Raw genomic sequence first — 24,383 nt, forward strand, 5'->3', positions numbered from 1 at the left:
AATTAGTTATTATTTACCTTAACAAATTAGTTAACATTTTGCCAAAAATTAGTTAAATAGTTTTTTAGGGTTGGGCCATTGGAAGCAATTTTTAAATTTTGCCAGTGGTGGGGAAATAATTTACGGTAACGTGGTTGAGTAAAGCGTTGATCCATTAAGACAATGACACCGAGATCGGCATTTGTACGAATTACCCGTCCGGCGGCCTGACTAACGTTATTAAAGCCCGGTAGTTGGTAGGCGTATGAAAATCCTTGTTTTAATTCTTGATCATAGTACTGCATAATTTGATCGGTTTCGGAATTAATTTTAGGTAAGCCGACACTTACAATACCAACGCCAATTAATTGGCGGCCTTTTAAATCAATTCCTTCGGAAAAAATTCCTCCTAATAGGGCAAAGCCAACTAAGATTTGATCAACATTTTGGCTAAATTGGTCGAGAAAGGCTTGTCTAGATTGCTGATCCATGGAACTAGTTTGTACAATGGTTGGAATTTCAGGATGTAACTGACTAAATTTGTCATGAACTTGGTTAAGATATTTAAGTGAAGGAAAGAAAATTAAATAGTGCCCGGACTTGGCATCAGTCATTTTTAAAATAGCATCACAAATGGGTAAGATACTATCTTTCCGTGATTTATAAGTGGTATTAATATAATCCAAAATGATGGTTTGGCTTTGTTGATAGCTAAAAGGTGAGGGGGTAATTTGAGCCAGACTTTCTTGATTATTTCCCAAAACCTTTTGATAATATTTTAGCGGACTTAAGGTAGCTGAAAATAAGATTGCTGCCCGGCCTAATTGGAGACTTTCATCAATAAATTTACCAGGATCGAGGCAAAAAATTTTAAAAGTAATGCTTTTTTGATCTACAGTAATTTTGGTGCGAAAGGTTTCATCATAAAACTGTTGAATTAGTAAGAAGTGTCGGCATTTAAAGTAATAGTCTAATAATTCTTTAGAAATTACTTGATTAGAGTGTTCACCAAGCCAATTATGAATGGCTTCGGTGAGTTTATTGAGCGTTTTATTGAAATTATCTAAACTATCGGTTTGAATTTTTTCAAGATCGTCAATCTTACCATAACGAGAAAACGATCGCTTGAGTGATTGGAATCGTTTAATCAAGCTTTTATCTTTTTCATCTTGAGCATCTAATGATTTGATTAAGTCATTGATGGGATCGTTATCTAGGGATGAAGAGTACATTTCGCGAGCTCGATTGACCAAATTATGAACTTCGTCAATTAAAAAACAGTTTTGTTCGTCATAAATGGAAAAGTAGCGTTGCAAATGAGTTTGGGGATCAAAAAGGTGATTATAATCGCAGATGATAACATCGCAGAATAGACTAACATCTAGAGAAAATTCAAACGGATCAACGGAATGCTTTTGAGAGTATTTTTGGATGCTTGGGGCATCTAAAGAATCTTCATGAGTGATAATATCCATGATAGCCGGCCGAATTCGATCATAGTATCCGAGCATATATGGATTTTCTTCTGGAGCTAAGTCCCGTTCAGATTCAAATTCAATTTTATCTTTAGCGGTTAGAACGATGCTTTTAACCTTTAAACCAGAATTTTTCATAATGGCGAGGGTATCGGCAGCTATCTGGCGGGTACTTTGTTTGGCTATTAAGTAAAAGCAGCGGCTAATTAAATTTTCGCCCATTGCCTTCATGGTAGGAAATAGTGTTGAAATAGTTTTACCTGTTCCGGTAGGTGCTTCCACAAATAATTGTTTTTTTAGCGCAATCGATTTATAAACGTTTACGGCTAATTGGCGTTGACCTGGACGATAATGGTCGTAAGGAAATGCTAATCTTTGGGCTGAATGAATTCTTTGCTCGTTTAGCTGCTTTCTGAGTTTAATCCACTTACGATATTCACGCATTAACTCTTCAAAAAAGGTCTGTGCTTCTTGAAAGGTAATCGTCTGCATAGTATTAGTAATAATTTCATCGGGAGTTTGGACGTAAGTTAATTGTAGATTAATTTGCTTGAGCTGTTGATCGAGCATGTAAATGTAAGCATAAATTTTAACTTGGCCCCAATATAAATCAAGGGTACTAGTTGGTAAATTTTCAAATAATAAGTCGGAAGTTTTAATTTCTTCAATAATTATGGAGCCATTTTCTTCATAGATTCCATCAGCTCGACCATTGATGATAAATTCTTCATTTAAATAGTTGAGAGTAGTTTTTAAATTAACTTCGGCTTGATAGTTAGAATTGCGGTTTCTTTGTAGTTTACGATGAATCTTGCTTCCCATAGCTAAGGTATTATCACTACCTTGGGTAGCATTTAAATCACCGGTTTTTAATAAGAATTCTACTAATTGACGAATCCCGATTTGATGGGTTAACAAGCGCAGACCTCCTTTGGCTGAGTATAAAATAGACGTAATAATTGAAAAAAATATTATTTAATTGCAAAATGAGATTGTACAAACTTAACTTGCTTAATTATCACTAGTTATTAAAAGTAGTTTCAGGTAAAATAATGAGAATAATTAAGAAAGGTAATTAGAAATCAAGGTAAAGTGAGTTAATAAAATGATGAATGAAGAAAAATTACAAAAAATTGTAGATATATTTGCTAGTTACAATGTTGATATTAAAACTAATGATTACCAAATTACATCAATCAATGGTGATAATGTTTTATTAGATACTAAGAGCTATATGCCCAATCAATTGATTGAATTAATTGGTAAAATTTTATCTCAACAAGTTATTAAAAAAGCATGGGGTTTTTTTGATTAATTATTGAATAAGTGAGGATGATGAATTTGACAAGTAACGAAAATAATATACCACCGGATCAGCAACTTTGGAATAAATCAAGGGATGATTTAGCCCAACAATTTGACACCGATGTTGAAAAGGGGTTAACAGAAAAAGAGGCTAATCGTCGTTTACAAGCCAATGGATTTAATGAACTAAAGACCAAAAAGAAAAGTAAATTAGTTCAATTCTTGGCTCAGTTTAATAATAGTATCACCTATATTTTAATTGCGGCCGCTATTATTACACTGTTCCTCCATCATTATTCCGATTCAGCGGTTATTGGGGTAGTTATTATTGCAAATGTTTTAATTGGATTTTTTCAAGAAGTCCAGGCTGATAATGCTTTATCACAAATTCAAGCTTTATTAGTTAGTCAAAACTATGTGATTCGTAATGGTCATAAGATCGAAATTCCGTCGAAATATTTAGTTCTAGGGGATTTAGTTAATTTAGAGGCGGGGGATGCTGTCCCAGCCGATTTGAGATTAATTTCAGCAGATAATTTACGAATTCAAGAATCAACCCTAACTGGTGAAAGTGATTCCGTGGAAAAAACGGAAAATCAAATTATGGATGCCGTGGTTCCATTAGCGGAACAATCTAATATCGCTTTTGCTTCTACATCAGTCACCCAAGGGTCTGGATTAGGAATTGTAATTGCTACTGGTAAAGATACTGAGATTGGTTCTATTCAAGAAAATGTAACGGACGTAAAAGACAAAGTAACCCCGCTAACTAATAATTTAAATAAATTAGGAATTCGTTTATCAGTATTAATCGTAGTCATTGCGATTATCTTATTTATAATTGGTTTGTTTACCAAAATCTATAGTTTACCAGTTTTAACGATTGCCATCATTACAATGGTAGTGGGCTCAATTCCGGAAGGATTACCGGCTTCAACTTCGGTAGTACTGGCACGAGGAGTTCAACAAATGACTCAAAAAGGAGCCATCGTTAAAACGCTACCCGCGGTGGAAACCTTAGGGGCCGTTGATATCGTCGATACTGACAAAACGGGAACTTTAACCAAAAACGAAATGACCATTACGGATATTGTTACTAGTCAAAATCAATATAAAGTTAGTGGAATTGGTTTTGCTAATAATGAAAATGGAATTAGTGGTGATATTTTATTAGATGACCAGATCTATGACTACAAACAAGATCCAGATTTAGAAAAATTAATTGAAATTGCCGGAAAAACTACGGATGCCCAGTTAACTAAACAAAATAACGTTTGGAATTTAACGGGTGAGCCGACTGATGGAGCTTTTATTACCTTATATCATAAAATTTTTAATCGATCTCCGGAAGTTAATGAAGTTGATTCCTTACCGTTTGATTCGGCTTATCGATTTAGTGCTCGAATCATTCAGTATCCACAAAAACGAGAATTACTTATTAAGGGATCCACTGGAACGGTGTTAGAAATGGTTAAAAAATCTAATCCGGATTTTGATGTTGAAACCTGGAACACCGAAGTTAACCAATTAACTGCTCAAGGATTACGAGTAATTGCTTTAGGTTATAAAGAAGTAGCTGATAATCAGGATGTCATTGATTTTGATCATGATTTTACTTCTGGAATTCATTTAGCGGGATTAGTCGGTATTATTGATCCGCCAAGAGAAGAAGTTATACCGGCAATTCGCAGCTTACGTTTAGCCGGGGTAAAAGTTAACATGATTACCGGAGATCATCCCGATACAGGAATTGCCATTGCTAAGAACTTGAATTTAGCCGACAATATTGCAGCGATTACGGGTCCAGAAATTGATGAAATGTCTGATGATGAATTAGTAGCCAATATTGGTAAATACAATGTTTTCGCTCGCACGACCCCCGCTAATAAATTAAGAATCGTCAAGGCTCAGCAACAAAATAGTAAGGTAGTTGCTATGACCGGTGATGGGGTAAATGATGCGGCAGCCTTAAAGCAAGCCAATATTGGAATTGCGATGGGAATTAAAGGAACCGAAGTAGCTAAAGAAGCGGCTAATATGGTGCTGGTTAAGGATAGTTTTACGACTATTGTAGATGCAGTAGCTGAGGGTCGTCATGTATTTGATAATATTCAAAAGACGATTCGTTTCCTATTACCAACTAGTTTTGCTGAAGGTTTAGTCGTTTTAATTAGTATGATTATGGGCCAAGAGTTGCCGCTATATCCGACCCAATTATTATGGATTAATACGGTATCAGCCTTAACGATTCAGTTTGCGTTTATTTTTGAGCCACCGGAATCATCCATTATGAGTCGGGGACCGCGAGATACTAGTAAAGGAATTTTAAATCGCTTTGATATCTTTGAAATTTTCTATGTTTCGGTTTTAATTGCGGCGCTGGGAATTTTCACGTTTGATTATTATGTGGATAACGGTATTTTAAGTCCCATTTTAGGTAGCACTATGGCCGTTAATATTATTATTTTTGGTAAGATTTTTTACTTATTTAACATTCGAAATTCTTATCCAATTATTTCCAAACACTTCTTTGAAAATAAGGCGGCCTTTGTAATTATTGGCATTTTAATTGGCTTACAAGCTATTTTGATTTATGTACCATTCATGCAAAAAATCTTTAGTACCGCTAATATTAATTTATTTTACGGTTGGATTATCCCAATTTTAGCTGGTTTAGTAGTATTAGTAGTTACTGAAATAGTTAAATTAATTCGTATAAGAATGCGTAATAAAGTGGCTAATAAGTCAAAAATGTAAATAAAAAAAGCTTTCAACTAATTAGTTGAAAGCTTTTTATTTACGCCAATTTTCAAATTCGTTAGTATGCTTACCTAAATATTCTAGTGCTTCCTCAGCCAATAATTGACTTTGTTGGCTAAGTTGTTGTTCATTTTGAGGTTCAAAATCTTTTAAATAACCAACGCCAATATCGTAGAATTTGTCTTGGCGACCAAATCCCTGATCATTAAATAGCTTATCTAAATTATTAATATCATTTTTCGCACTATCATAAATCGCCTGTGAAATATTAGTTTTAGCGTCTAAGACAGTTTGTCCATAATCAATTAAGGATTCATCCATATCTACTATAATCGCATGTCGATCAATTATTTTTGCCATAATTATCACCTCTGCTACATTGTAAATCTAAATGAAAAATTTGTACTAAATTTTATCTATGCATTTTAAATTCTAAATATAAATCGTTATATTCTTGAACTTTAGTAGCGCTTAGGTTCTTATAAACCTGTAATTTTTTCAGCGTAGCTTGAGAAGGATAAAATTGTTTATCGTGTTTAATTTTATCTGGTAGTAGCTGATAAGCTGCTTGATTAGGAGTGGAATAACCTACATACTCGGTATTTTGTACGGCATTTTTAGGCTGGCTCATGAAGTTTAAAAAGGTATAAATTGCTTTATAATGTTTGGCAGTTTTAGGAATCGCCCAATTATCAAACCACATATTGCTACCTTCTTTAGGTAAAACATAGTGGAGGTGAGGATTTTGATCCATCATTTCACTAGCTTCACCCGACCAGTCTACAGCTAACGGGGCTTCTCCATCGGCCATGTACATTTTAATTTCATCGGCTACAATGGCTTTAACGTTAGGTGATAATTGATCTAATTTATCCTTGGCTAAATCTAGTTGGTGTCGATTAGTGGTATTAACCGATTGATGCAATGAAATTAAAGATAATCCCATGATATCCCGAGCAGAATCAACCAACATAATTTGATCTTTATATTTAGGATTCCAAAGTTGATGCCAACTATTAATAGTGGTTCCTTTAATTAATTGATCGTTGTAGACAATTCCTAGGGTACCCCAAAAATAAGGAACGGAATATTGATTATGTGGATCAAAACTTTTATTAAGGTAGGCCTTACCATAATTTTTTAAATTAAGTTGGCGCTTGTCTAATTTAACTAATAAATGATCCTGACGCATTTTAGCGACCATATACTCGCTAGGCACCACTAGGTCATAATTAGTTCCGCCTTGTTTAACCTTGGTATACATAGATTCATTGCTATCAAAAGTTTCTAAGTTAACGTGGTAGCCCGTTTCTTTTTCAAATTTAGTAATTAAATTAGGATCAATATAGCTACCCCAATTATATATATTTAGAACTTTACCATTTTGATTGCTAGAAGATTTTTGTAAGCTTTTGCTACCGTAGGCTAATCCCAAACAAATAATTAAAATGGTTGAGATAATTATTGTTAAACGTTTCATAGTTTCCCTCGCAATCTAGCTTTAACCTTTTTATTAGATTGAGAATGATTATTTTCAATGAAATAGTAAATAATTACTAGGATCAAAGAAAAGATAAACATAATTCCAGCTAAGGCGTTAATTTCTAGGCTAATTCCTTGGCGAGCTCTGGAATAGATTTCTACTGATAGAGTTGAGAAGCCATTTCCCGTTACAAAAAAGGTAACGGCAAAATCATCTAAGGAATAAGTAATCGCCATGAAAAATCCAGCAATTAATCCAGGTTGGATGAATGGTAGGACAATTTTACTAAAGGTTTGATAAGATGAAGACCCCAAATCTTTAGCAGCCGTTAATAAGGAATCGCTAAGTTCATTTAAATGGGGAAGGAGCATCAAAACTACGATGGGAATTTCAAAAGCAATGTGACTTAATAAAACGGACCAAAAACCCAAAGGTAATTTTAAAGCCGTGAAAAATATCAAAAAGCTGGCCCCCATAATTACATCTGGAGAAACAATTAAAATGTTATTGAACGACAATAATATTTCTTTATTTTTTTGGCGTTTTTGATTACTAATGCCAATGGCCCCAGCGGCCCCAATTATGGTGGCAAATACAGAGGACAAAAGCGCAATTAAAATAGTATTTAAAAAGATTGCAATCATGCGTTTATCGGCCAATAGTTCTTGGTAGTGTTTGAAGGTAAAACCATGATAATTGGTCATAGAATCACCGGTGCTAAATGAATATACAATTAAAAAAACGATGGGCGCATACATCAATAAAAAAGTGAAGATTAGGTAAAGGTTTCCCCAAGAAAATTTTGACTTACTCATTTAGCAACCCTCCTCTTTTTGCTGGTATGGGTTAAAATCGTGACGATAAACATTGAAATAATTAAAACTACTCCAATGGTTGAGCCCATCCCCCAATTCATGGTAGTTAGAAAATGTTCTTCTACCGCGGTTCCTAAGGTAATGATTTTATTGCCACCGATTAATCTTGAAAGCATAAATAGGGATAAAGAAGGAATAAAAACAATTTGGACTCCCGATTTAATTCCGGGAATACTGAGGGGAATAATAATTTTTTTAAAGGTTTGCCAAGAGGTAGCTCCTAAATCTTTACTGGCTTGGACTAAGGACGGATTAATTTCTAAAAGTGAATTGTAAATTGGTAAAACCATAAAAGGAATCTGAATGTAAGCAGCTACTAAGATAAAACTAGTATTGGTAAATAAAAGCTGTTGGGCAGGGATTCCAAAGAAATTAAAAATTTGGTTAACTAAGCCATTATGACTAAATAAACCAATAAAGGCATAGGCTTTGAGCAATAAATTAATCCAAGTAGGTAAAATAACCAGCAATATCCATAAATTCCGGTATTTTAATTTAGTAATAAAATAGGCCATCGGATAACTGATTAATAAAGTCATTGCCGTAATCAAAAAGGCAAACCAAACTGAATTAGCGGTCATCGTTAGATAGGTTCCGGAAGTGAAGAAGGTTATGTAATTGTTCAAAGTGAATTGATGATTTACATTAAAAAAAGAGTAATAAAAAATCAATGCTACCGGAGCAATAACAAATAAAAGTAACCATAGCAGATAAGGGGCGAAATATAAAAATTTAAATTCCTTTTTCATGGCTTATTCCTCATAACTTTCCAAACGTTGGTTAAAATTGTGTTCGTCTTCGTTATATCGCATGATATGCATATCATCGGGTTCAAAAGTTAAACCGATAATACTATCGTCAATGGTTGGTTTAGTTGAGTGAATTAGCCATTCATTATCTTGCTGATCAAAAGCGATGATTTCATAGTAATCTCCACGGAATAATTGCGTACTTACTTTGACTTTAATTTTACCTTGATCGACAGGCACAATGACTAAATCTTCGGGACGAATGACGACTTCTACGGATTCATTAGCTGGAATACCAGCATCCGAACATTCAAAAGTATGGCCTAAAAATTCCACGTGAAAATCGCTAATCATTTTTCCAGGGATGATGTTACTTTCACCAATAAAATGCGCTACAAAGTGATTAATAGGTTCATCATAAATATCGACTGGGGAACCTTGTTGTAAAATTTTGCCGTCATTCATTACGAAGATCACATCACTCATTGCCAAAGCTTCTTCTTGGTCATGAGTAACAAATAGGAAGGTAATTCCTAAACGTTGTTGTAAACTACGCAATTGATATTGCATGTCTTTTCTTAATTTGGCATCTAAAGCTGAAAGAGGTTCATCCAGGAGCAAAACTTTTGGCTGATTAATTACTGCTCGAGCAATTGCGACCCGTTGTTGTTGACCACCAGATAATTCGGAAATTTCACGATCACCGTAATTATCTAGTTGTACTAAATGAAGGACCTCTTGGACCCGCTGCTTAATTTCAGCTTCTGGGACTTTATGGATTCTTAAGCCGAATGCTACATTTTCGTAAACGTTCATATTAGGAAATAGCGCGTAATTTTGAAAGACGGTATTCATATTACGTTGGTGAGGAGGAATGGAATTAATTTTCTTACCTTGAAATAAAACTTCACCGGAAGTTACATCATTGAAACCCGCAATGGTTCGCAAAATAGTGGTTTTGCCACTTCCAGATGGTCCTAGTAAGGTATAGAATTGTCCCGCTTCTAGTTTTAAATTAATATTATTTAAAATGGTCGTATCGTTAAATTTTTTATATACATTTTTTAATTCTACAATTGGCTTATTCAATAATATGAATCCTCCTTATATCAGCTTAATTAATATTTATTATAGGTTTAATTGATTTTATTTAAAAGAATTTAGTGCCTTGATGCTCGGCGGTTTTGCCCACTTTTTAATTTAATTGTGTTACGCTTAAATTTAGTTTTGGTATTGGTAACATATTTAAAATGTTCCATATGACCATTAAAAGGCTGATTGGACATTCTAATTTGTAACCAGCTGCGCATTACATCGACCATATTATGGATAGATTCAATTCGGCTGGGAATTCCTTCAGCTTCAGCGGCCTTTAAGATATCATCATTTAAACGATTAATTAAGTTTTGATGATAGGCTACGAGTTCTTGTGTTAAAGGAGCATCAACGTACTTATTAAAGAGCGTTTCAATTTGACGCATAGCTTCTTTAGAATTTTTAGGTTGGAAATAACGGTTTTTATTTTTCATCTTAATCTTTCTTTCATTATATTTACTTTTATAAATTATCATGGTTCAATTTAGGTTACAATAGATAAGATTAACAGGTTTATGGAGGTTTTTAAATTGAAAAATATTTTGGCAATACATACAGGTGGAACTATTTCAATGTCTCAAAACGAAAATGGCGAAGTAGTCCCAAATAATGAAAATCCAATTGCTAGTCAACAAGTGATCTTAAAGGGTAAAATTAACTTAATAACTGATGAAATGTTTAATTTACCTTCTCCCCACGTAACTCCCGAAGTAATGTTTGAAATTAAAAAACGAATTCAAAAAGCAGAAGCTGAAGAAAAAATTGATGGAGTCGTAATTACTCATGGAACCGATACGCTAGAGGAAACAGCGTACTTCTTAGATTTAACTTTGCAAAATACGATTCCAGTTGTGCTAACTGGAGCAATGCGTTCATCTAATGAAGTAGGCTCTGATGGTCTTTATAATTTCCAAAGTGCCATTCGAGTAGCGGCTGATGATCAATCATACGGTAAAGGAGTTTTAGTGGTTATGAATGATGAAATTCATACTGCTAGATATGTAACGAAAACGCATACCACCAATGTAGCGACTTTCAGAACTCCAACCTTTGGACCAATTGGTTTATTAGAGAAAGAACAAGTAATCTTTTTCCAATCATTAATTAATAGTGAAGTCTGTGATGTAGATCATGTGGAAAAGGGAGTTTATCTATTAAAAGCATATGCGGGTATGGATGGAATGCAAATTGATGCTTTAAATCAAGAATCTACTAAGGGATTAGTAATTGAAGGTTTAGGAGCGGGTAATTTGCCCCCCAAAACTTTACCGGCAGTTCAACGATTATTAGATAATAATATCCCTATTGTAATGGTCTCTCGTTGTTATAACGGAATCGCCCAAGGAATTTATGATTATGAAGGTGGCGGAATTCAATTACAAAAAATGGGAGTTACCTTGTGTAAAGGGCTTAATGGTCAAAAGGCTCGAATTAAATTATTAATTGGAATTAGCGCCGGCAAGTCGGGAGAAGATTTAAAACATTTCGTTAGTGATGCAATTTCATAATAATTATTATTAAAGAGGTGTGCATGATGGAAAGTGTTTACGAAAAATTAAAAAAAGCTCAAAGCAATCAAGCTATAATTGATATTTATCAAAAAAATAGTGATATTGTGTATACCGGACGTGTAAAATTTGTAACAACTGAAGATTTTATCATGCAAACATATAATGATTTTGGTGTAGATGATGGAGCAGTTTTCTTAAAAAATGCTAACGTTGCACTAGTTGATTTTGATAGTTACGACGTAGAAGAAATGATGAAAAAAATTTCATTTGCGCGCCTAAATAATTTATATGGTTATAATTTTCATCCTAACCAGCGCTTTGATGAAACGGATGAATCACTATATAATCAATTATTTGATTATTTAAGAGATAACTTTTTGTTATCTATGATAATTACTAAAAAAGGCGAGAAATATACCTATACTGAAGGTATGTTAATGGAAAATAATGAAAATCAAATGGTGCTACAAGCAGTTAACAAGTTTGATTTTGTTAAGCAATCACTAATGCCAATTGATTTAGATGACTTAGTGGGAATTGAATTTGGGGGCAATGAATTATCACGGTTAGGAAAAGTCATTAAAACCCTCTCTTTTAAAAACCATGTGGATCCAGTAGTTTTTACTGACCAAGCCGACATTAAACGACAAATTTTGGCCGCTCAAGATACGGAAAATATTTTAATATTTAATTTTAAAGATGAACGTAAATATTTCTATGTCGGCCAAGTTTTAGCGGCTAATGAAGTTGAGTTTGTCATTAAAGTTATTAGTATGAATGGAACTTTTGGTGGTTACGTTTGGATGCGATATGATGTAGTATCCAAGGTAACTAATAATTCTGACTACTTAAGAGTGATTAAAGAATTTGTGGAATTAAATAACACCGAAGATCTATTTGAAATTGATATGTTAAATGCTCAACGTGATTTTGATAGTCAAGATAATTTACTGCTTCACATTATTCAACAGGCGATAAATGAACATGAATTATTTAAATTTAAGACCCTAGATAATCAAGAGATTGTTGGTTATCCAGGAAGACTTGATGAATCGACTTGGGAATTAGTAATTGAATTATTTGATTACGATGAATTAAATGAGACTCCCGCTCGAGTAGTTGGAATAGAATCAATATGTGAAATTTCATTTGAATATCTACGATTGGCGTATTTAGAAAAGAATTTATAATTAGCAGGTGACATTGATTGAAAAATTTATGGCGAAAAGTTCCCAAATGGATTCAGGATACTTTAATTTGGACTTTTTACATGGGTGTATTAGTTGCATTATATAATTGGTTAGGACCCATTGTTTTAAAACGGGGGATGTACTTCCCTTGGGAATTATTCCCTTATTCCATTGTCTTAGCTTTGGCGATGTTGGGAGTTTACAATTATGCTAAAGCTAGTATTGAAAAATATGAAAAAGTACAAAAACAACGAGCTAAACAGGCTCAGATCAAAAAAGCAAAAGCGCAACAAGCTCAACAAGTGAATGCTTCAGCCGCTCAAGATCGTCGATTAAGAAATGAAGCTCGTAAAAATCACACTAGGAGGGATTAATTATGACCGCAACCAACGATTATCAATTTTGCCCATATTGTGGCAGCAAATTAACACCTAATGCCCAAGAATGTGCTAACTGTCATAAGCAATTAGCGGTTACTAAACCGACTAATCCTGATCCTAATCGAGCATTATTTAAGTTAATGATGAATCCGTATAAAGAAGGAATGGAAAGAGATCGTATTGCTTCTGGAAAACCAGTCAAAAAATCAATTCCATTTTGGAAAAAATGGCTAAATAAAAAAGACACTAATTAAGTTAGTGTCTTTTTTATTTATTTAATATTGCTTTCAATATAATCGGTTTCTTCTTTAGTAGGAGCTACTTCCATTGATTTAATATCGTGGAGGCGTTCCACAGACATTTTTAATTGGAAAGCTAATTGGGTATCGGTCATATCAAATTTTTTTTGGTACTTAATGATATCTTCTGCAATGTTACTGAATTGTTCTGCCATAAGTTTCCTCCGTTAATTTGATCTTATATTTTAATTATAGCAATAAAATCAAAATTTTATAAAAACTTGCTATTCAAAATTAGAACTAATCCTTGAAAGACAACTAAAATGGCAAAAAATTGACTCCAATCTCGTTGGGTTAGGCGAATGGGATGATACTGACTTCGCGGTTGATCTTCGACAAATCCGTGCGATTCCATCGCCTCTGCTAAATTTTGAGACCATTGGAGGGCTGATAAAATGGCTTTAAAATAAATTTTAGGTGACCAAAAATTTATTTTTACTCCCCGCATTAAGGAAGCGGTTCGAATCACTTTGATTTGTTGAATTACTTTAGGTAGTAAATTAAATGCTGATAAAATTCCGTAAACAAATTTAGCCGGCACATGAAAACTTTGTTCTAATGCCTTCATGAGGTCAGTCATATTAGTAGAAAAGGTAAAGCAGGCACCTAAAAATACGTAGGCATAAATTCTGGTTGCGAAAACTCCTGCTAAAAGACTCCCGCCATTTCCATAAAACATTTGTGATAAGAAAATACCAACTGCCGGAATTAAGGGACCCAAAAAGAGTCCCACTAACTGTTTGCTAGAAGGTCGTTTTTTTAGAAGATAAATTAAACAAATTATTATAATAATGACGTTAAGCGATAAATTTTCTATAAATGATATTTCTAATACCAAAATGATCATCAAGATTAATTTTAAACCGGGATTCATTATAGGACCTCCAAATAGTTTAAAGTTTGCTGACTAAATTGGACGTGTAGATCAACTAATTGATCTAAATTGGTAAGTTGGTGACTAATGATAATTTGGGTTTGATTAAATTTCAATTTAGCAGTTTGTAATAATCTAATTACTACTTTTAAAGATTCTAAATCTAACCCAGAAAAAGGTTCATCCAATAATAAAACTGGTGGGTTCATAATCAACATTAATAAAATTTGTAGTTTCTTTTTTTGTCCGCCACTTAAATTGTAAACATTTCGTTTGAGTAAGTGGGCTAAATTTAGGTCCTCTAAAGCTGCTTGAATAGCATCTTCAGAAAATGCTGAGTTTTGGCGCATCTTTTTTGAAAGTTCTAATTCTTCTTGGACGGTAATTTCTAAAAATTGGTCTTCAGAGTTTTGAAATAAAAGACTAACTTGTTGGGCATATTTAATTGGTTTAATTTTATTAATATTAACTTGGTTAAATAAAATACTTCCTTGAAAATTGGTTAGTTTAACCAGGGCTTTAAATAAAGTAGATTTACCAATTCCATTAGCTCCTGTAATCAAGGTTGTTTGGTGGGCGTAAAATTTAAAATTATCAAGGGCTAGTAAAATTTTGTCGGCGGTTTGTAACTTAAAATCAGTTAATTCAAGAATAGCCGATTGATGTTTATTTGGTAAATTGATCGCTAACTTAGAATTGGTCGCATTTTTAAAACTAGCAAATAAGCTATGGATTTGAGTGGGATTTAAAGTATTGAGTTGGTGTGATTGACCATCTAGATAAAGGACCGTATCAACAATGTTTTCATAACCGTTTAAATCATGATCGCAGACAATAATTGTCTTATGGTGATGAAGTTGTAAATCTTTGAGTTTATTAATTAAGTCCAATCGAGCTGCTGGATCAACATTAGCAAAGGGTTCATCTAAAATGATTAATTCGACATCCATTGCTAAGACACACGCGAGGGCTAATTTTTGTTTTTCACCACCCGATAGGGTATTGATCGAGTGATGTTTTAATTCTTCAATACCACAAAAATCTAGAACCTGCTGTAAAATTTTATCTATTTGATTAGGATCAGTCTGTAAATTTTCTAAAATAAAAATAATTTCGTTTTGAACAGTATCCATCGCAAATTGTTGATCGGGATCTTGAAAAACCATACCGACCATTTTGGTAACTGCGTTTCGATTTAAATCGGTCATGTTTTGTTGATTCAATAAAATTTGCCCACTTAAAGCTAGATGAGCATATTTAGGATAGAGACCAGCAATAAATTTTAAGAGGGTGGATTTGCCTCCACCAGAGGGCCCCGTTAACAGGGTAAATTGTTGAGAATTTATCTGCGCATTGACGTGATCTAGAATTAAACCACTTTTTTTGGTAGGAGCATATGAAAAATCTTGAATTGTTACGTTAACCATAATTATTCTTCTCTGCTACTTCTAGTTAGTAATTTAGATACTAAAACGGTAATTATTCCACTAAAAATAAAGGTCGAAACCAGGCGCGTAATAAATAATAAACTTAGTAGACCTAAGTCGTAGTGATTGTAACCATTGCGAATCATGTCCCAACCGAAGGTAACTATTGTAGTGGTGATTACCGAAGCAGTAATTCCTAGCCAATTGTAATGTTTATAGCCAGTTAGCGTGAAACCCAGTTCAGACCCAATTCCTTGTACTAATCCAGAAATAAAAGCGCTGGCGCCCCATTGGCCACCTAAAAATACTTCGACGGCGGAACCTAAAAATTCACCTAAAAAGGCGGATCCGGGAACTTTAATGACCATTCCAGCTAAGGGACCAGCCATACACCAAACTCCCATTAAAATATCGTTGGCTAAAGGAGCTAAGCCAAACGGGGTGAGGATTAAGGTTAGTCCAGTATATAAAAATCCAGTTCCCCAAAAAATAACTCCACAGAAAATAGCAATTAGAGTAATTAGAATAATATTTCTAAGACTCCAGTGATCGCGATTGTTGTTCATTAAAACAACCTCCTAAAAAATTGTTTCATTCAACTAAAAATACCCAAAAACTAATTAAACTAGTCTTTGGGTATCGATTAATAAGCATATGTAAAAATCATCCATTAATATACAACGGATATGCTCCCTTCGCTGGTGTTAACCAGATCAGGTTCGATGGGTATATATCTCAGCACAAAGGCACCCCAGCTAGTTGTATGATTTACGTTAATTATAAAGTAGGTTAAAGATTTTATCAAATTGACTCCATTACAAACTTGTTAAAGGATTGACAAGTCGGTTACAAATTGTTGATTTGATTGTTAATGCATTTTATAAATGCTAATTTATATTTATACGGAAATTTTATAGGAGAAGAATAAAATAATGAAAATAAATAATTTAAAAAAGGTCATGTTAGCTACTCTAGCAGTTAGTGGTGGTTTGATCTTTGGACATACCAATAATGCTCAAGCGGCTAGTTACAAAACGGTTAGTATTAAGTCAGTCAATAAAACTGCTTACCATAAAAAAAGTACATCCGGATCGTTCTTTAACATAAGTCACACCAAAGTCTTACATAAATTAAAAAATTATCCTAATACGACCTTTTACGTAACTAAACAAGCTACTTTACAACATGGTAATACGAAAGCCACTTATTACTATGCCACTAATTCTAAAGGAGTCGGTGGTTGGATTTGGCATAGTTATTTAGTTAAAGGTAAAGCACCTTTTAACCTTAAATATGCTAAATCATTTGTAGCCATGGATGCTCAAAATGGAAAAATTTTAGAACAACGTAGTGCTAATACTCAACGCTTAGTGGCCTCAACTGGTAAATTAATGACCATTTACTTAGCCGTGCAAAAAGCTGAAAAAGAAAATGCTTGGAATAAAAAAGTTAATGTGAATTCATATAGTGGATTAGTAAATATGGGGAATAACAGTGCAGTTGGCGGCTTTAAATTTAAAAATGGCCATTCTTACACGGTTAAACAACTTTACCAAGCAGCTTTAATTGAATCATCTAACAATGCTGCGATTGCTTTAGGTCAATGGGTATCAGGTAGCAACTCAGCATTTATTAATAAAATGAATCAACAAGCTAAAGCCTTTAATTTATCAAGCAAAACTAAATTTGTTTCAGCCTCAGGTCTAGAAAATGATGATTTAAGTTTATTTGGCTACTGGGCAAAGGGCGGATTATATGATGGTAACATGGTTTCAGCAAAAGATTTAGCGGTAATTGCAACTAACTTAGTTAATGACTACCCCCAAGTTATTAATGATTCTAAATTAGCTAGCAAGAAAGTGGATGGTCAAACTCTAAGAAACGTTAATAATTTATTACCTGGTCGTAGTTGGTATGATAAGAATTTATACGTTGATGGTTTGAAAACTGGTTATACACCTCGCGCCGGACTATGTTTTGTAAGTACTAGTAAAAAACCTGGTAAAGATCGCATTGTTACCGTAGTTTTAAATGATCAAAATGAATTCAGTGAAACCGCTGAATTAATTAGACACATTTACACAACTAATGCAGATTTTAAATAATTAATAAAGAGATTAAGTTATGGAAACTATTTTGACACCCGAATTAATTACTAAAGCTCAATTAATTGCCAATGATAATCCTAAATTAGAAGGATTTGTCGCTGGCGAGGGTTCCCTAAATCCTAAGTTTATCTTAGTCGGTGAAGCTCCCGGACGAACTGAAATTAAAGTTGGTCATCCCTTCCAAGGACCGGCTGGAGTTGAGTTAGATGAGTGGCTTAACCAAATTGGTGTAACCCGAGAAGAAATTTATATTGCCTCAGCAGTTAAAAGTCGTCCGTTTAATGAAAATAATGGATATAAGCGTGACCGCAAACCTACTTCTGAAGAAGTTGAGCAATTTGCACCGTTATTTGATTTTGAAATCGAAAACCTGGATTGTGATTTATTGGTACCGATTGGCAATACCGGGTTACAGCGCTTATTAGGTGCTGATCAGCGAATTGGTAAAGTACATGGTACGTTTATCAAACATCCCATTTTGGAATGGAATTTGCAGACTAAACAATGGGACTGGGGCAAAAAAACTTATACAATTTTTCCAACTTATCATCCCTCATATACTAAACGATTCAAATCTAAACGCCCCCTAGTTGATGAAGATTTGGCTAAATTAAAAACGTATTTAAATTAAAAAAGTATTGACACAATTTAGTGGGTATCTTACACTATCATTAATTTAAAACGACAAACCTAATTAGGTGAGTAACTAAAAGTTAATGTATAAAGAGAGCCCATAGCTGCTGAAATTGGGAAACAAATACTTTAGTGAATATGGCCTAATATTTAAGGCTTTGCTGAATCCTTGGATGAAGTAAAGATGATTGGCACTCATTATCGTGCACGCACTTACAGCTCATTATTTCTGAGTGAGAGTGTTGATGAGAGGTCAATTTTTGACTTAAAAGGTAGAATGGTACCGCGACTAAGCTCGCTTCTAACAATTGTTAGAAGCGAGCTTTTTTAGTTGTTTTAAATAAAATTTAGGGAGGTTTTTTGAATTGTATAAATTAATTAAAAAAATAATGTTAGGCTTAGGACTACTTTTAGTAATGTTTAGTTTAACAGCTTGTAGAAATCATGATCCTAAAACCGTCCGAATTGGAATAATGTCTGGTGATGAAGCCGTATGGAAGCCAATTGTAAAACACTTGGCTAAAGAAGGAATTACTTTAAAATTAATTTTATTTACCGATTACAACCAACCTAATGGAGCGTTGCAATATCATGAATTAGAAATGAATTCTTTTCAACATTCATATTTTCTCAATCAGTGGAATCAAGCTCATCATACGCATCTTCAATCCTTAGGTGTAACCTATTTAGCGCCTTCGAGATTGTACTCCAATAAAATTAAAAAAGTATCTCAACTTAAACCGCATGATCAAATTGTCATTCCAAATGATGCAACTAACGAAGGCCGCGCCTTGAGTTTATTGCAATCAGCTAAATTAATTACGTTAAAAACTAATCGCGCCTTACCAACTACTAAAGATATTCAGACTAATCCATTGAAATTAAGAATTACTCCATTGGATTCAGCACAAACTCCCAGATCTTTAAAAGATGCCCAAGCAGCAATCGTCCCAAATGATATGGCGGCTAGTGCTAAATTAAAACTATCCACGGCGATTTATACAGAAAAAATTAATCAGACTTCTAAACCTTATGTAAATATATTAGTTGCTAATGATAAAAATAATCCGGTTTATCAAAAAGTGGTAGCGGCCTATCAAACCGAAACCAATAAAAAGAACATTCAAAAAATTTATCATGGAACGGCCGTGGCAGCCTGGGACCAAACATTTAAATAAAAGGAGATTAGTCAAATGCATGAACCAATCATTAATTTAAAAGATATTGATGTGGAATTCAAACAAAATCAAAAAGTCTTTAAGGCAGTTCAACAGGTGTCTTTACAAGTTGAACCGGGGGATATTTATGGAATTGTGGGTTATTCAGGTGCCGGTAAAAGTACGTTAGTAAGAGTTATCAATCGATTACAAGAACCTAGTAGTGGTGAAGTATGGGTTAATGGACAAAATATGTTGCAATTATCTAAATTAGAATTACGTAATGCCCGTAAAAAAATTGGAATGATTTTTCAACATTTTAATTTAATGAATCAACGGACAATTGCTGATAATGTGGCATTTCCGCTAAAATCATCGGGTTTGAGTAAAGATCATATTAATCAAAAAGTGCAAAGGCTTTTAGAATTAGTAGAGTTAAGCGATAAAGCTCAAGCCTATCCTAACCAGTTATCCGGAGGCCAAAAACAACGGGTAGCAATTGCTAGAGCTTTAGCCAATGATCCCGAAATTTTAATTAGTGATGAAGCAACTAGTGCTCTAGATCCCAAAACCACGGCCTCAATTTTAGCCTTATTAAAAAATCTTAATCAAAAACTTCAATTAACCGTGGTTTTAATAACTCACGAAATGGAAGCAGTTAAGGAAATTTGTAATAAGGTAGCCGTAATGGAAAATGGGCGAATTATTGAACGCGGTTCTCTTTTGGATATTTTTAGCCAACCTACACAAGCTTTAACCAAAGATTTTATTAATACCGCTACTCAAATTGATCAAGCAATCGAAAAAATTAAATTGCAAGATCTTAAGTTAAATCCTAATCGTAAGTTAATGCATTTAGAGTATGTTGGTCAAAATACCGAAGCTCCATTAATTACAGAACTTTATCGTCAATTTTCTGTAGTTTCAAATATTTTGTATGGTAATATGGAAATTTTACAAGCAACTCCATTAGGCAATTTAATTGTGGTAATGGAAGGTGCGAGTGATAATTTGGCATCGGCTATAAATTATTGTAAAAATCAAGGAATTTTAATTAATGAAGTTAATTTAACGGAGGCGATATAATGGATTGGTTAGCACGTATTTTTCCGAATGTAGTAACAATGCCCGAAGATTTTTTAATTGCTACTGGTCAAACCCTATATATGGTCTTGGTAACGGCAATTATTTCCGGAATTTTAGGATTAATAATTGGCATTACTCTGGTGGTTACTGCACCAGGCAAGCTTTTGGAAAATCACTTAATTTATAATTTACTAGATAAGTTAGTGAATCTATTTCGTTCAATTCCTTTTGTTATATTACTAGCCATTATTTCACCATTAACGCGTTTAATTGTGGGAACTTCCATTGGAACCACGGCAGCGATTGTTCCGTTAATTATTGGAGTAATTCCATTTTATGCCCGCCAGGTACAAAATGTTTTACTAGATGTTGATGGTGGAATCATTGAAGCTGCTCAATCAGTGGGAGCTAGTCCTATGTCGATTATTTTACATGTATACTTACATGAAAGTACCGCTGAATTAATTCGAGCCTCGGTGGTAACGCTAATTAGTGTAATTAACTTAACGGCGATGGCCGGAGCAATTGGCGGCGGTGGCTTGGGAAATCTAGCTATCATTATTGGCTATGACCGCTTTGAAAATGATGTAATCTTTGTGGCTCTTTTGATAATTTTAGCCATGGTATTTTTAATTCAATTGATTGGTGACAAGTTAGCTAAAGCAGTCGACCATAGTTAAGGGCTTTTACCTTTTGAAAATTTTAGTGTAAACTATAGCTATACATTAAAGCAGTAAAGGAGATTAATATGCAATCTACCTGGAATTTAATCGGAGTTTTTATCTGGCTAGTAATTTTAATCTATTTAATTTGGATGATTCACGATATTCGGAATCGTCGACTAAAAAAGATTGTTACTGGCAATAAAGCATTTTCGTGGAAAAATGGATTGATTTCAATTGGAGAAGTTTTACTATTTTTACTTGTTGTAGGGGTAATGGGAAAGATTACCTTTTTCCAAGATGTTAATCATTTATCTTCTAACCGTGTAGTAACGACTTATACATATCGACCTTTAATCCTAGAAACGGGAGCACAACATTCTTATTATGTAAAAGTTAATAATGCCGGTAAAAATCGTCCGATTCAAAAATATGATTATTTAGTTAATAATGAAAAATATCAAGTAAACAGTTATGAATCCACAATTGTTTCCGGAAAGCATGATGTTAACATTGCTGCTTCAGCATATAATTGGGATAGAAATAAAATTAAAGTTTTAAATAAACGTTATCAAAAAGCCTGGGTTGCTACCGCAACTTCTACTTATAAAAAGAATTTTATTAATGGAATCGGGATGCACGCTGGTAATAAAGCTAATGAATTTACCTTAATTCGAGTACCCGATCACTCATTCATTGATTTTAATAAATAAAAAAGTCACTGCCATAACGGCGGTGACTTTTTTATTGTAATTCTGGTGATTTGATAGTTGGCAAATTAAGTAATTTAGCAGCAATAAAATCAGCAGTTTGTAAATTAGGATCATTTACTCCAGGACGCGGGCTAGTGGTAGTAGACCAACGAATACCTTCTAGCGTTAAGCCCCAAATAAAAATATTTTCTAGAGTCGATTGTGGACTAATAACTTGGTCAGTCTTGCGTTCAACATCAACAGCTAAAATTGAAACAGATTCATTATCAATATCAATAGTGGCCGGTTGAATCAATTGATTTTCTAATAGATTTTCTAATAGCGGATTGTGCGTGTGATTAATATCGGCCTTAGGAACTCGAGCTTCTACTAAGGTGCTAGCTTTAAATTCATCTTGAGGGAATTTTTTGGAACTGACGAAAAATTCACCATTTTTGGGATTGATTTCTAAGTTAGGACCCATAATAGTTACGATGCCGGCACGAATTAAGGCGGATAATTGTGAAGTCCTTAGAGCTGGCGCCCCAACGGCTAAGAAATTGTTGTTACTGTTAAATTGATTAAGAAATTCATGATAGTATTCATTGTTAGTAAACATATTTTGATTAACTAGATTTCTAATGATGTCTCTAAAATCACGCAGTAACTCTAAAGAAGAAGTCAACGGGCCAGTTTTGGAGCCCATATTAGCATCACTAGTCGTTTGATCTAACCAGTTAATTAAGTCATTTTGATATTGAACAAAGTCTTCATGATTAAAATTAATTGTCGGATCTAAAACTAAATCCCAGATAAAGGTATCTTGGTTAGATATACCAAACCTATTTAATAACTCTTGACGATTGTCAGTAGTGATAAATTCTGCTTTAAATTCACTTACACTCTTATTAGGGTATTTTTCAGAAATGACTAGGGAATAATACATTAATTCAATATCTGAACGTAATAGGAAAATAAATTTATCAAATGGTAATTTTTGGTTAACCAAACTCTGTTGGATATTTTCGGCAGTCAAAAAGATAGGGGTAAAGCGTTCCCCATAGCCTTTTTGACTAATTGCTTTAGGATAATAGGGTAGTCCGCGTTTTGACCCAGCTAAGATATGTGGTTCTTTACCACTAGGTTGATAAACTAAGCGTTGACCATCCATGCGCATAAATTTACCACCACGGCCAATTGTCAATTCTGATACATAATCAAAGAAACTTAAGCCTAATCCTCGTATAATAACATTTTCATTGGCGGGTATTTTTGATAGGTCGGCATCCCCGGGAGTGATAGGAGGAATATATGATAAATTATGATCTTGTGAAAAAGAGATAAGTTGTTGTTCTTCTTGGTTTAGGTAATTTGATTGTTGTCCTAAACTCATTACCACTTTATCAAAAATAAAATTATCACTTTCAGTTACTAACTTAATGCTATTATCAGCATTAACTGTTAAGTCGTAAACCATGGTTTCATGAAAATTAACCTTCACGTTAAATGGTAATTCGGCTAATAATTGTTCGTAGAACCATTGAATGTAAGCACCAAATAAGACCCTTGGTGGATAATCATTAGTTCTTAAATTTTTGGCATCTCGAATGGTATCACTATGATAATGGTGATGTACTAAGAAATCATTCGCAGGCTTACTTTTAGACCATTCGAAAAGGGATGGACCATCGAATACGGGACTAGATAATTGCACACTTTGATCAGTAAATAAAGTAATTTGATCAGCAGGTGTATTCATAATTAATCCCGGCCATTGATTAGCTTTCCAAACGCGTCCGCCAATTCCATAGGGATCAAAAATTGATATTTCTAATGGTTCAATTTGAGTAGTATTGTGTTTAAACTGATTAATTAATTGAGAAGTAACTAGGATTCCGCGAGGACCGGCTCCAATAATTGCAATTTTCATTAAAAAAACTCCTAAAAAATTTATTCATTATTAAATGTATTAGTTTTATAAATCCCAATGTCATCGATAAAGATTTGGCCAACGTATGGTTGAGCTGCATCTAGAGCCATTCCAGTTTTAACATATGAAAGGGTGGAAGTTGAAGTAGCTTTAATGGCAGTCCCCATAGGCTGACCAGTATCGCCGTTTAAACCGGATGGGATATCAATAGCATGAATTGGGACATTAGCTTGATTAGCTTTTTCAATAACGGTCGCAAAATCATTACTAACTTCGCGTGATAAACCAACTCCAAATATTCCATCAATAATAGTGGTATATTGGCTAAAATCGGCATCAGCAGTAGTTAGTGGAATATGATAGTAATCACAACTAAATTGTTGCTTTTTGTTTTCTTCACTAGCGTTATCTTTGAAACCAATCGGTAAGATGGTGACATTAAAATGATGAGTGAATAAAATTCTAGCCAATGCTAAAGCATCGCCCCCGTTATTGCCATAACCAGCTAGAATTAAAATGTTGTCTAGATTCCAGCCATTATTATGAGTTAAATCATCATAAATACTTAAAGCTGCCCGTTCCATTAAAACGATGGAGTCTAAACCAACTTGGTGGATAGTTTTATCATCTAATTGTTTTGCTTCACTTACTGAAATTGTTTCCATATAAACAACCCCCTTAATTTAATTACCTACTATTATAATCAAGCTTTT

Annotated in this window: 25 protein-coding genes and 1 riboswitch; of the genes, 12 read left to right on the forward strand and 13 right to left on the reverse strand. The window is 33.8% G+C overall.

Features of this window, described 5'->3' with window-relative positions:
* Nucleotides 1–26: 26 nt before the first annotated feature.
* On the reverse strand, nucleotides 27–2,372 hold the full coding sequence (locus tag LHL71_RS00645; protein ID WP_227361135.1) for an ATP-dependent DNA helicase: 2,346 nt from the start codon (nucleotides 2,370–2,372) through the stop codon (nucleotides 27–29).
* 187 nt (nucleotides 2,373–2,559) lie between these two features.
* On the opposite strand from LHL71_RS00645, the gene LHL71_RS00650 reads away from it, so the two are divergent.
* Together LHL71_RS00650 and LHL71_RS00655 are read left to right on the forward strand one after the other, a co-directional pair.
* Nucleotides 2,560–2,769 (forward strand): hypothetical protein, encoded by a 210-nt coding sequence (locus tag LHL71_RS00650; RefSeq protein ID WP_227361136.1) that lies wholly within the window; start codon nucleotides 2,560–2,562, stop codon nucleotides 2,767–2,769.
* 20 nt (nucleotides 2,770–2,789) lie between these two features.
* Nucleotides 2,790–5,516, forward strand: a complete 2,727-nt coding sequence (locus LHL71_RS00655) for an HAD-IC family P-type ATPase (protein WP_227361137.1) — start codon at nucleotides 2,790–2,792, stop codon at nucleotides 5,514–5,516.
* A gap of 36 nt (nucleotides 5,517–5,552) precedes the next feature.
* On the opposite strand, the gene LHL71_RS00660 is transcribed toward LHL71_RS00655, so the two are convergent.
* The 6 genes from LHL71_RS00660 to LHL71_RS00685 all read right to left on the reverse strand — a co-directional run bounded on the left by LHL71_RS00660 (nucleotide 5,553) and on the right by LHL71_RS00685 (nucleotide 10,155).
* A complete protein-coding gene (locus LHL71_RS00660) occupies nucleotides 5,553–5,879 on the reverse strand; it encodes a hypothetical protein (protein ID WP_227361138.1) in 327 nt (108 codons plus the stop codon).
* Nucleotides 5,880–5,931: 52 nt separating this feature from the next.
* Nucleotides 5,932–6,999, reverse strand: a complete 1,068-nt coding sequence (locus tag LHL71_RS00665) for an ABC transporter substrate-binding protein (protein ID WP_227361139.1) — start codon at nucleotides 6,997–6,999, stop codon at nucleotides 5,932–5,934.
* Nucleotides 6,996–7,817 carry an ABC transporter permease gene (locus tag LHL71_RS00670; protein WP_227361140.1) on the reverse strand — a complete coding sequence of 274 codons (822 nt, stop codon included), beginning with the start codon at nucleotides 7,815–7,817 and terminating at the stop codon, nucleotides 6,996–6,998. Before LHL71_RS00670 ends, LHL71_RS00665 begins: the two co-directional genes overlap by 4 nt.
* Entirely contained in the window at nucleotides 7,814–8,626 is an 813-nt protein-coding gene (locus tag LHL71_RS00675; RefSeq protein ID WP_227361141.1) for an ABC transporter permease, read from the reverse strand. Before LHL71_RS00675 ends, LHL71_RS00670 begins: the two co-directional genes overlap by 4 nt.
* Nucleotides 8,627–8,629: 3 nt before the next feature.
* The gene (locus tag LHL71_RS00680) at nucleotides 8,630–9,715 is read right to left on the reverse strand and encodes an ABC transporter ATP-binding protein (protein ID WP_227361142.1); all 1,086 of its coding nucleotides are present in this window, start codon (nucleotides 9,713–9,715) and stop codon (nucleotides 8,630–8,632) included.
* Between the two features lie 71 nt (nucleotides 9,716–9,786).
* Complete coding sequence (locus LHL71_RS00685) at nucleotides 9,787–10,155, reverse strand: hypothetical protein (protein WP_227361143.1); 369 nt, start codon at nucleotides 10,153–10,155, stop codon at nucleotides 9,787–9,789.
* Between the two features lie 81 nt (nucleotides 10,156–10,236).
* On the opposite strand from LHL71_RS00685, the gene LHL71_RS00690 reads away from it, so the two are divergent.
* Genes LHL71_RS00690 through LHL71_RS00705 form a run of 4 tightly spaced genes read left to right on the forward strand, consistent with a single transcriptional unit; the run spans nucleotide 10,237 to nucleotide 13,056 of the window.
* The gene (locus tag LHL71_RS00690) at nucleotides 10,237–11,229 is read left to right on the forward strand and encodes an asparaginase (protein WP_227361144.1); all 993 of its coding nucleotides are present in this window, start codon (nucleotides 10,237–10,239) and stop codon (nucleotides 11,227–11,229) included.
* A 23-nt stretch (nucleotides 11,230–11,252) separates the two neighbouring features.
* Nucleotides 11,253–12,422, forward strand: a complete 1,170-nt coding sequence (locus tag LHL71_RS00695; RefSeq protein WP_227361145.1) for a hypothetical protein — start codon at nucleotides 11,253–11,255, stop codon at nucleotides 12,420–12,422.
* A 17-nt stretch (nucleotides 12,423–12,439) separates the two neighbouring features.
* The gene (locus LHL71_RS00700; protein ID WP_227361146.1) at nucleotides 12,440–12,796 is read left to right on the forward strand and encodes a hypothetical protein; all 357 of its coding nucleotides are present in this window, start codon (nucleotides 12,440–12,442) and stop codon (nucleotides 12,794–12,796) included.
* A gap of 2 nt (nucleotides 12,797–12,798) precedes the next feature.
* Nucleotides 12,799–13,056, forward strand: a complete 258-nt coding sequence (locus tag LHL71_RS00705; RefSeq protein ID WP_227361147.1) for a zinc-ribbon domain-containing protein — start codon at nucleotides 12,799–12,801, stop codon at nucleotides 13,054–13,056.
* Nucleotides 13,057–13,073: 17 nt separating this feature from the next.
* Here the strand turns inward: LHL71_RS00705 and LHL71_RS00710 are convergent, their stop codons facing one another.
* The 4 genes from LHL71_RS00710 to LHL71_RS00725 are packed head-to-tail and all read right to left on the reverse strand — an operon-like array spanning nucleotide 13,074 to nucleotide 15,968.
* Nucleotides 13,074–13,256, reverse strand: a complete 183-nt coding sequence (locus tag LHL71_RS00710; protein WP_227361148.1) for an LBP_cg2779 family protein — start codon at nucleotides 13,254–13,256, stop codon at nucleotides 13,074–13,076.
* A gap of 56 nt (nucleotides 13,257–13,312) precedes the next feature.
* Nucleotides 13,313–13,975, reverse strand: a complete 663-nt coding sequence (locus tag LHL71_RS00715) for an energy-coupling factor transporter transmembrane component T family protein (RefSeq protein ID WP_227361149.1) — start codon at nucleotides 13,973–13,975, stop codon at nucleotides 13,313–13,315.
* Nucleotides 13,975–15,402: an ABC transporter ATP-binding protein gene (locus LHL71_RS00720; RefSeq protein WP_227361150.1), complete on the reverse strand. Its 1,428-nt coding sequence runs from the start codon at nucleotides 15,400–15,402 to the stop codon at nucleotides 13,975–13,977. Before LHL71_RS00720 ends, LHL71_RS00715 begins: the two co-directional genes overlap by 1 nt.
* A 2-nt stretch (nucleotides 15,403–15,404) precedes the next feature.
* Nucleotides 15,405–15,968, reverse strand: coding sequence for an ECF transporter S component (locus tag LHL71_RS00725; RefSeq protein WP_227361151.1), 564 nt, complete (start codon nucleotides 15,966–15,968; stop codon nucleotides 15,405–15,407).
* A gap of 107 nt (nucleotides 15,969–16,075) precedes the next feature.
* A riboswitch (TPP riboswitch) is annotated at nucleotides 16,076–16,166 on the reverse strand.
* Between the two features lie 168 nt (nucleotides 16,167–16,334).
* On the opposite strand from LHL71_RS00725, the gene LHL71_RS00730 reads away from it, so the two are divergent.
* The 6 genes from LHL71_RS00730 to LHL71_RS00755 all read left to right on the forward strand — a co-directional run bounded on the left by LHL71_RS00730 (nucleotide 16,335) and on the right by LHL71_RS00755 (nucleotide 21,761).
* The gene (locus LHL71_RS00730; RefSeq protein ID WP_227361152.1) at nucleotides 16,335–17,507 is read left to right on the forward strand and encodes a D-alanyl-D-alanine carboxypeptidase family protein; all 1,173 of its coding nucleotides are present in this window, start codon (nucleotides 16,335–16,337) and stop codon (nucleotides 17,505–17,507) included.
* A gap of 19 nt (nucleotides 17,508–17,526) precedes the next feature.
* Nucleotides 17,527–18,141, forward strand: a complete 615-nt coding sequence (locus LHL71_RS00735; RefSeq protein ID WP_227361153.1) for a uracil-DNA glycosylase — start codon at nucleotides 17,527–17,529, stop codon at nucleotides 18,139–18,141.
* 367 nt (nucleotides 18,142–18,508) lie between these two features.
* On the forward strand, nucleotides 18,509–19,321 hold the full coding sequence (locus LHL71_RS00740) for a MetQ/NlpA family ABC transporter substrate-binding protein (RefSeq protein ID WP_227361154.1): 813 nt from the start codon (nucleotides 18,509–18,511) through the stop codon (nucleotides 19,319–19,321).
* Nucleotides 19,322–19,348: 27 nt separating this feature from the next.
* Nucleotides 19,349–20,386, forward strand: coding sequence for a methionine ABC transporter ATP-binding protein (locus LHL71_RS00745; RefSeq protein ID WP_227361592.1), 1,038 nt, complete (start codon nucleotides 19,349–19,351; stop codon nucleotides 20,384–20,386).
* Entirely contained in the window at nucleotides 20,386–21,066 is a 681-nt protein-coding gene (locus LHL71_RS00750; RefSeq protein ID WP_227361155.1) for a methionine ABC transporter permease, read from the forward strand. The genes LHL71_RS00745 and LHL71_RS00750 overlap by 1 nt, the downstream gene beginning before the upstream one ends.
* Before the next feature lie 68 nt (nucleotides 21,067–21,134).
* A complete protein-coding gene (locus tag LHL71_RS00755; RefSeq protein ID WP_227361156.1) occupies nucleotides 21,135–21,761 on the forward strand; it encodes an LVIS_2131 family protein in 627 nt (208 codons plus the stop codon).
* A 31-nt stretch (nucleotides 21,762–21,792) separates the two neighbouring features.
* Here LHL71_RS00755 and LHL71_RS00760 read toward each other — a convergent pair whose 3' ends face one another.
* Both LHL71_RS00760 and LHL71_RS00765 read right to left on the reverse strand, forming a co-directional pair.
* A complete protein-coding gene (locus LHL71_RS00760; RefSeq protein WP_227361157.1) occupies nucleotides 21,793–23,670 on the reverse strand; it encodes an FAD/NAD(P)-binding protein in 1,878 nt (625 codons plus the stop codon).
* 20 nt (nucleotides 23,671–23,690) lie between these two features.
* Complete coding sequence (locus LHL71_RS00765; protein WP_227361158.1) at nucleotides 23,691–24,335, reverse strand: NAD(P)H-hydrate epimerase; 645 nt, start codon at nucleotides 24,333–24,335, stop codon at nucleotides 23,691–23,693.
* Between the last annotated feature and the right edge of the window lie 48 nt (nucleotides 24,336–24,383).

Origin of the sequence: Lentilactobacillus laojiaonis (assembly GCF_020616595.1) — a bacterium.
Classification (GTDB): domain Bacteria; phylum Bacillota; class Bacilli; order Lactobacillales; family Lactobacillaceae; genus Lentilactobacillus; species Lentilactobacillus laojiaonis.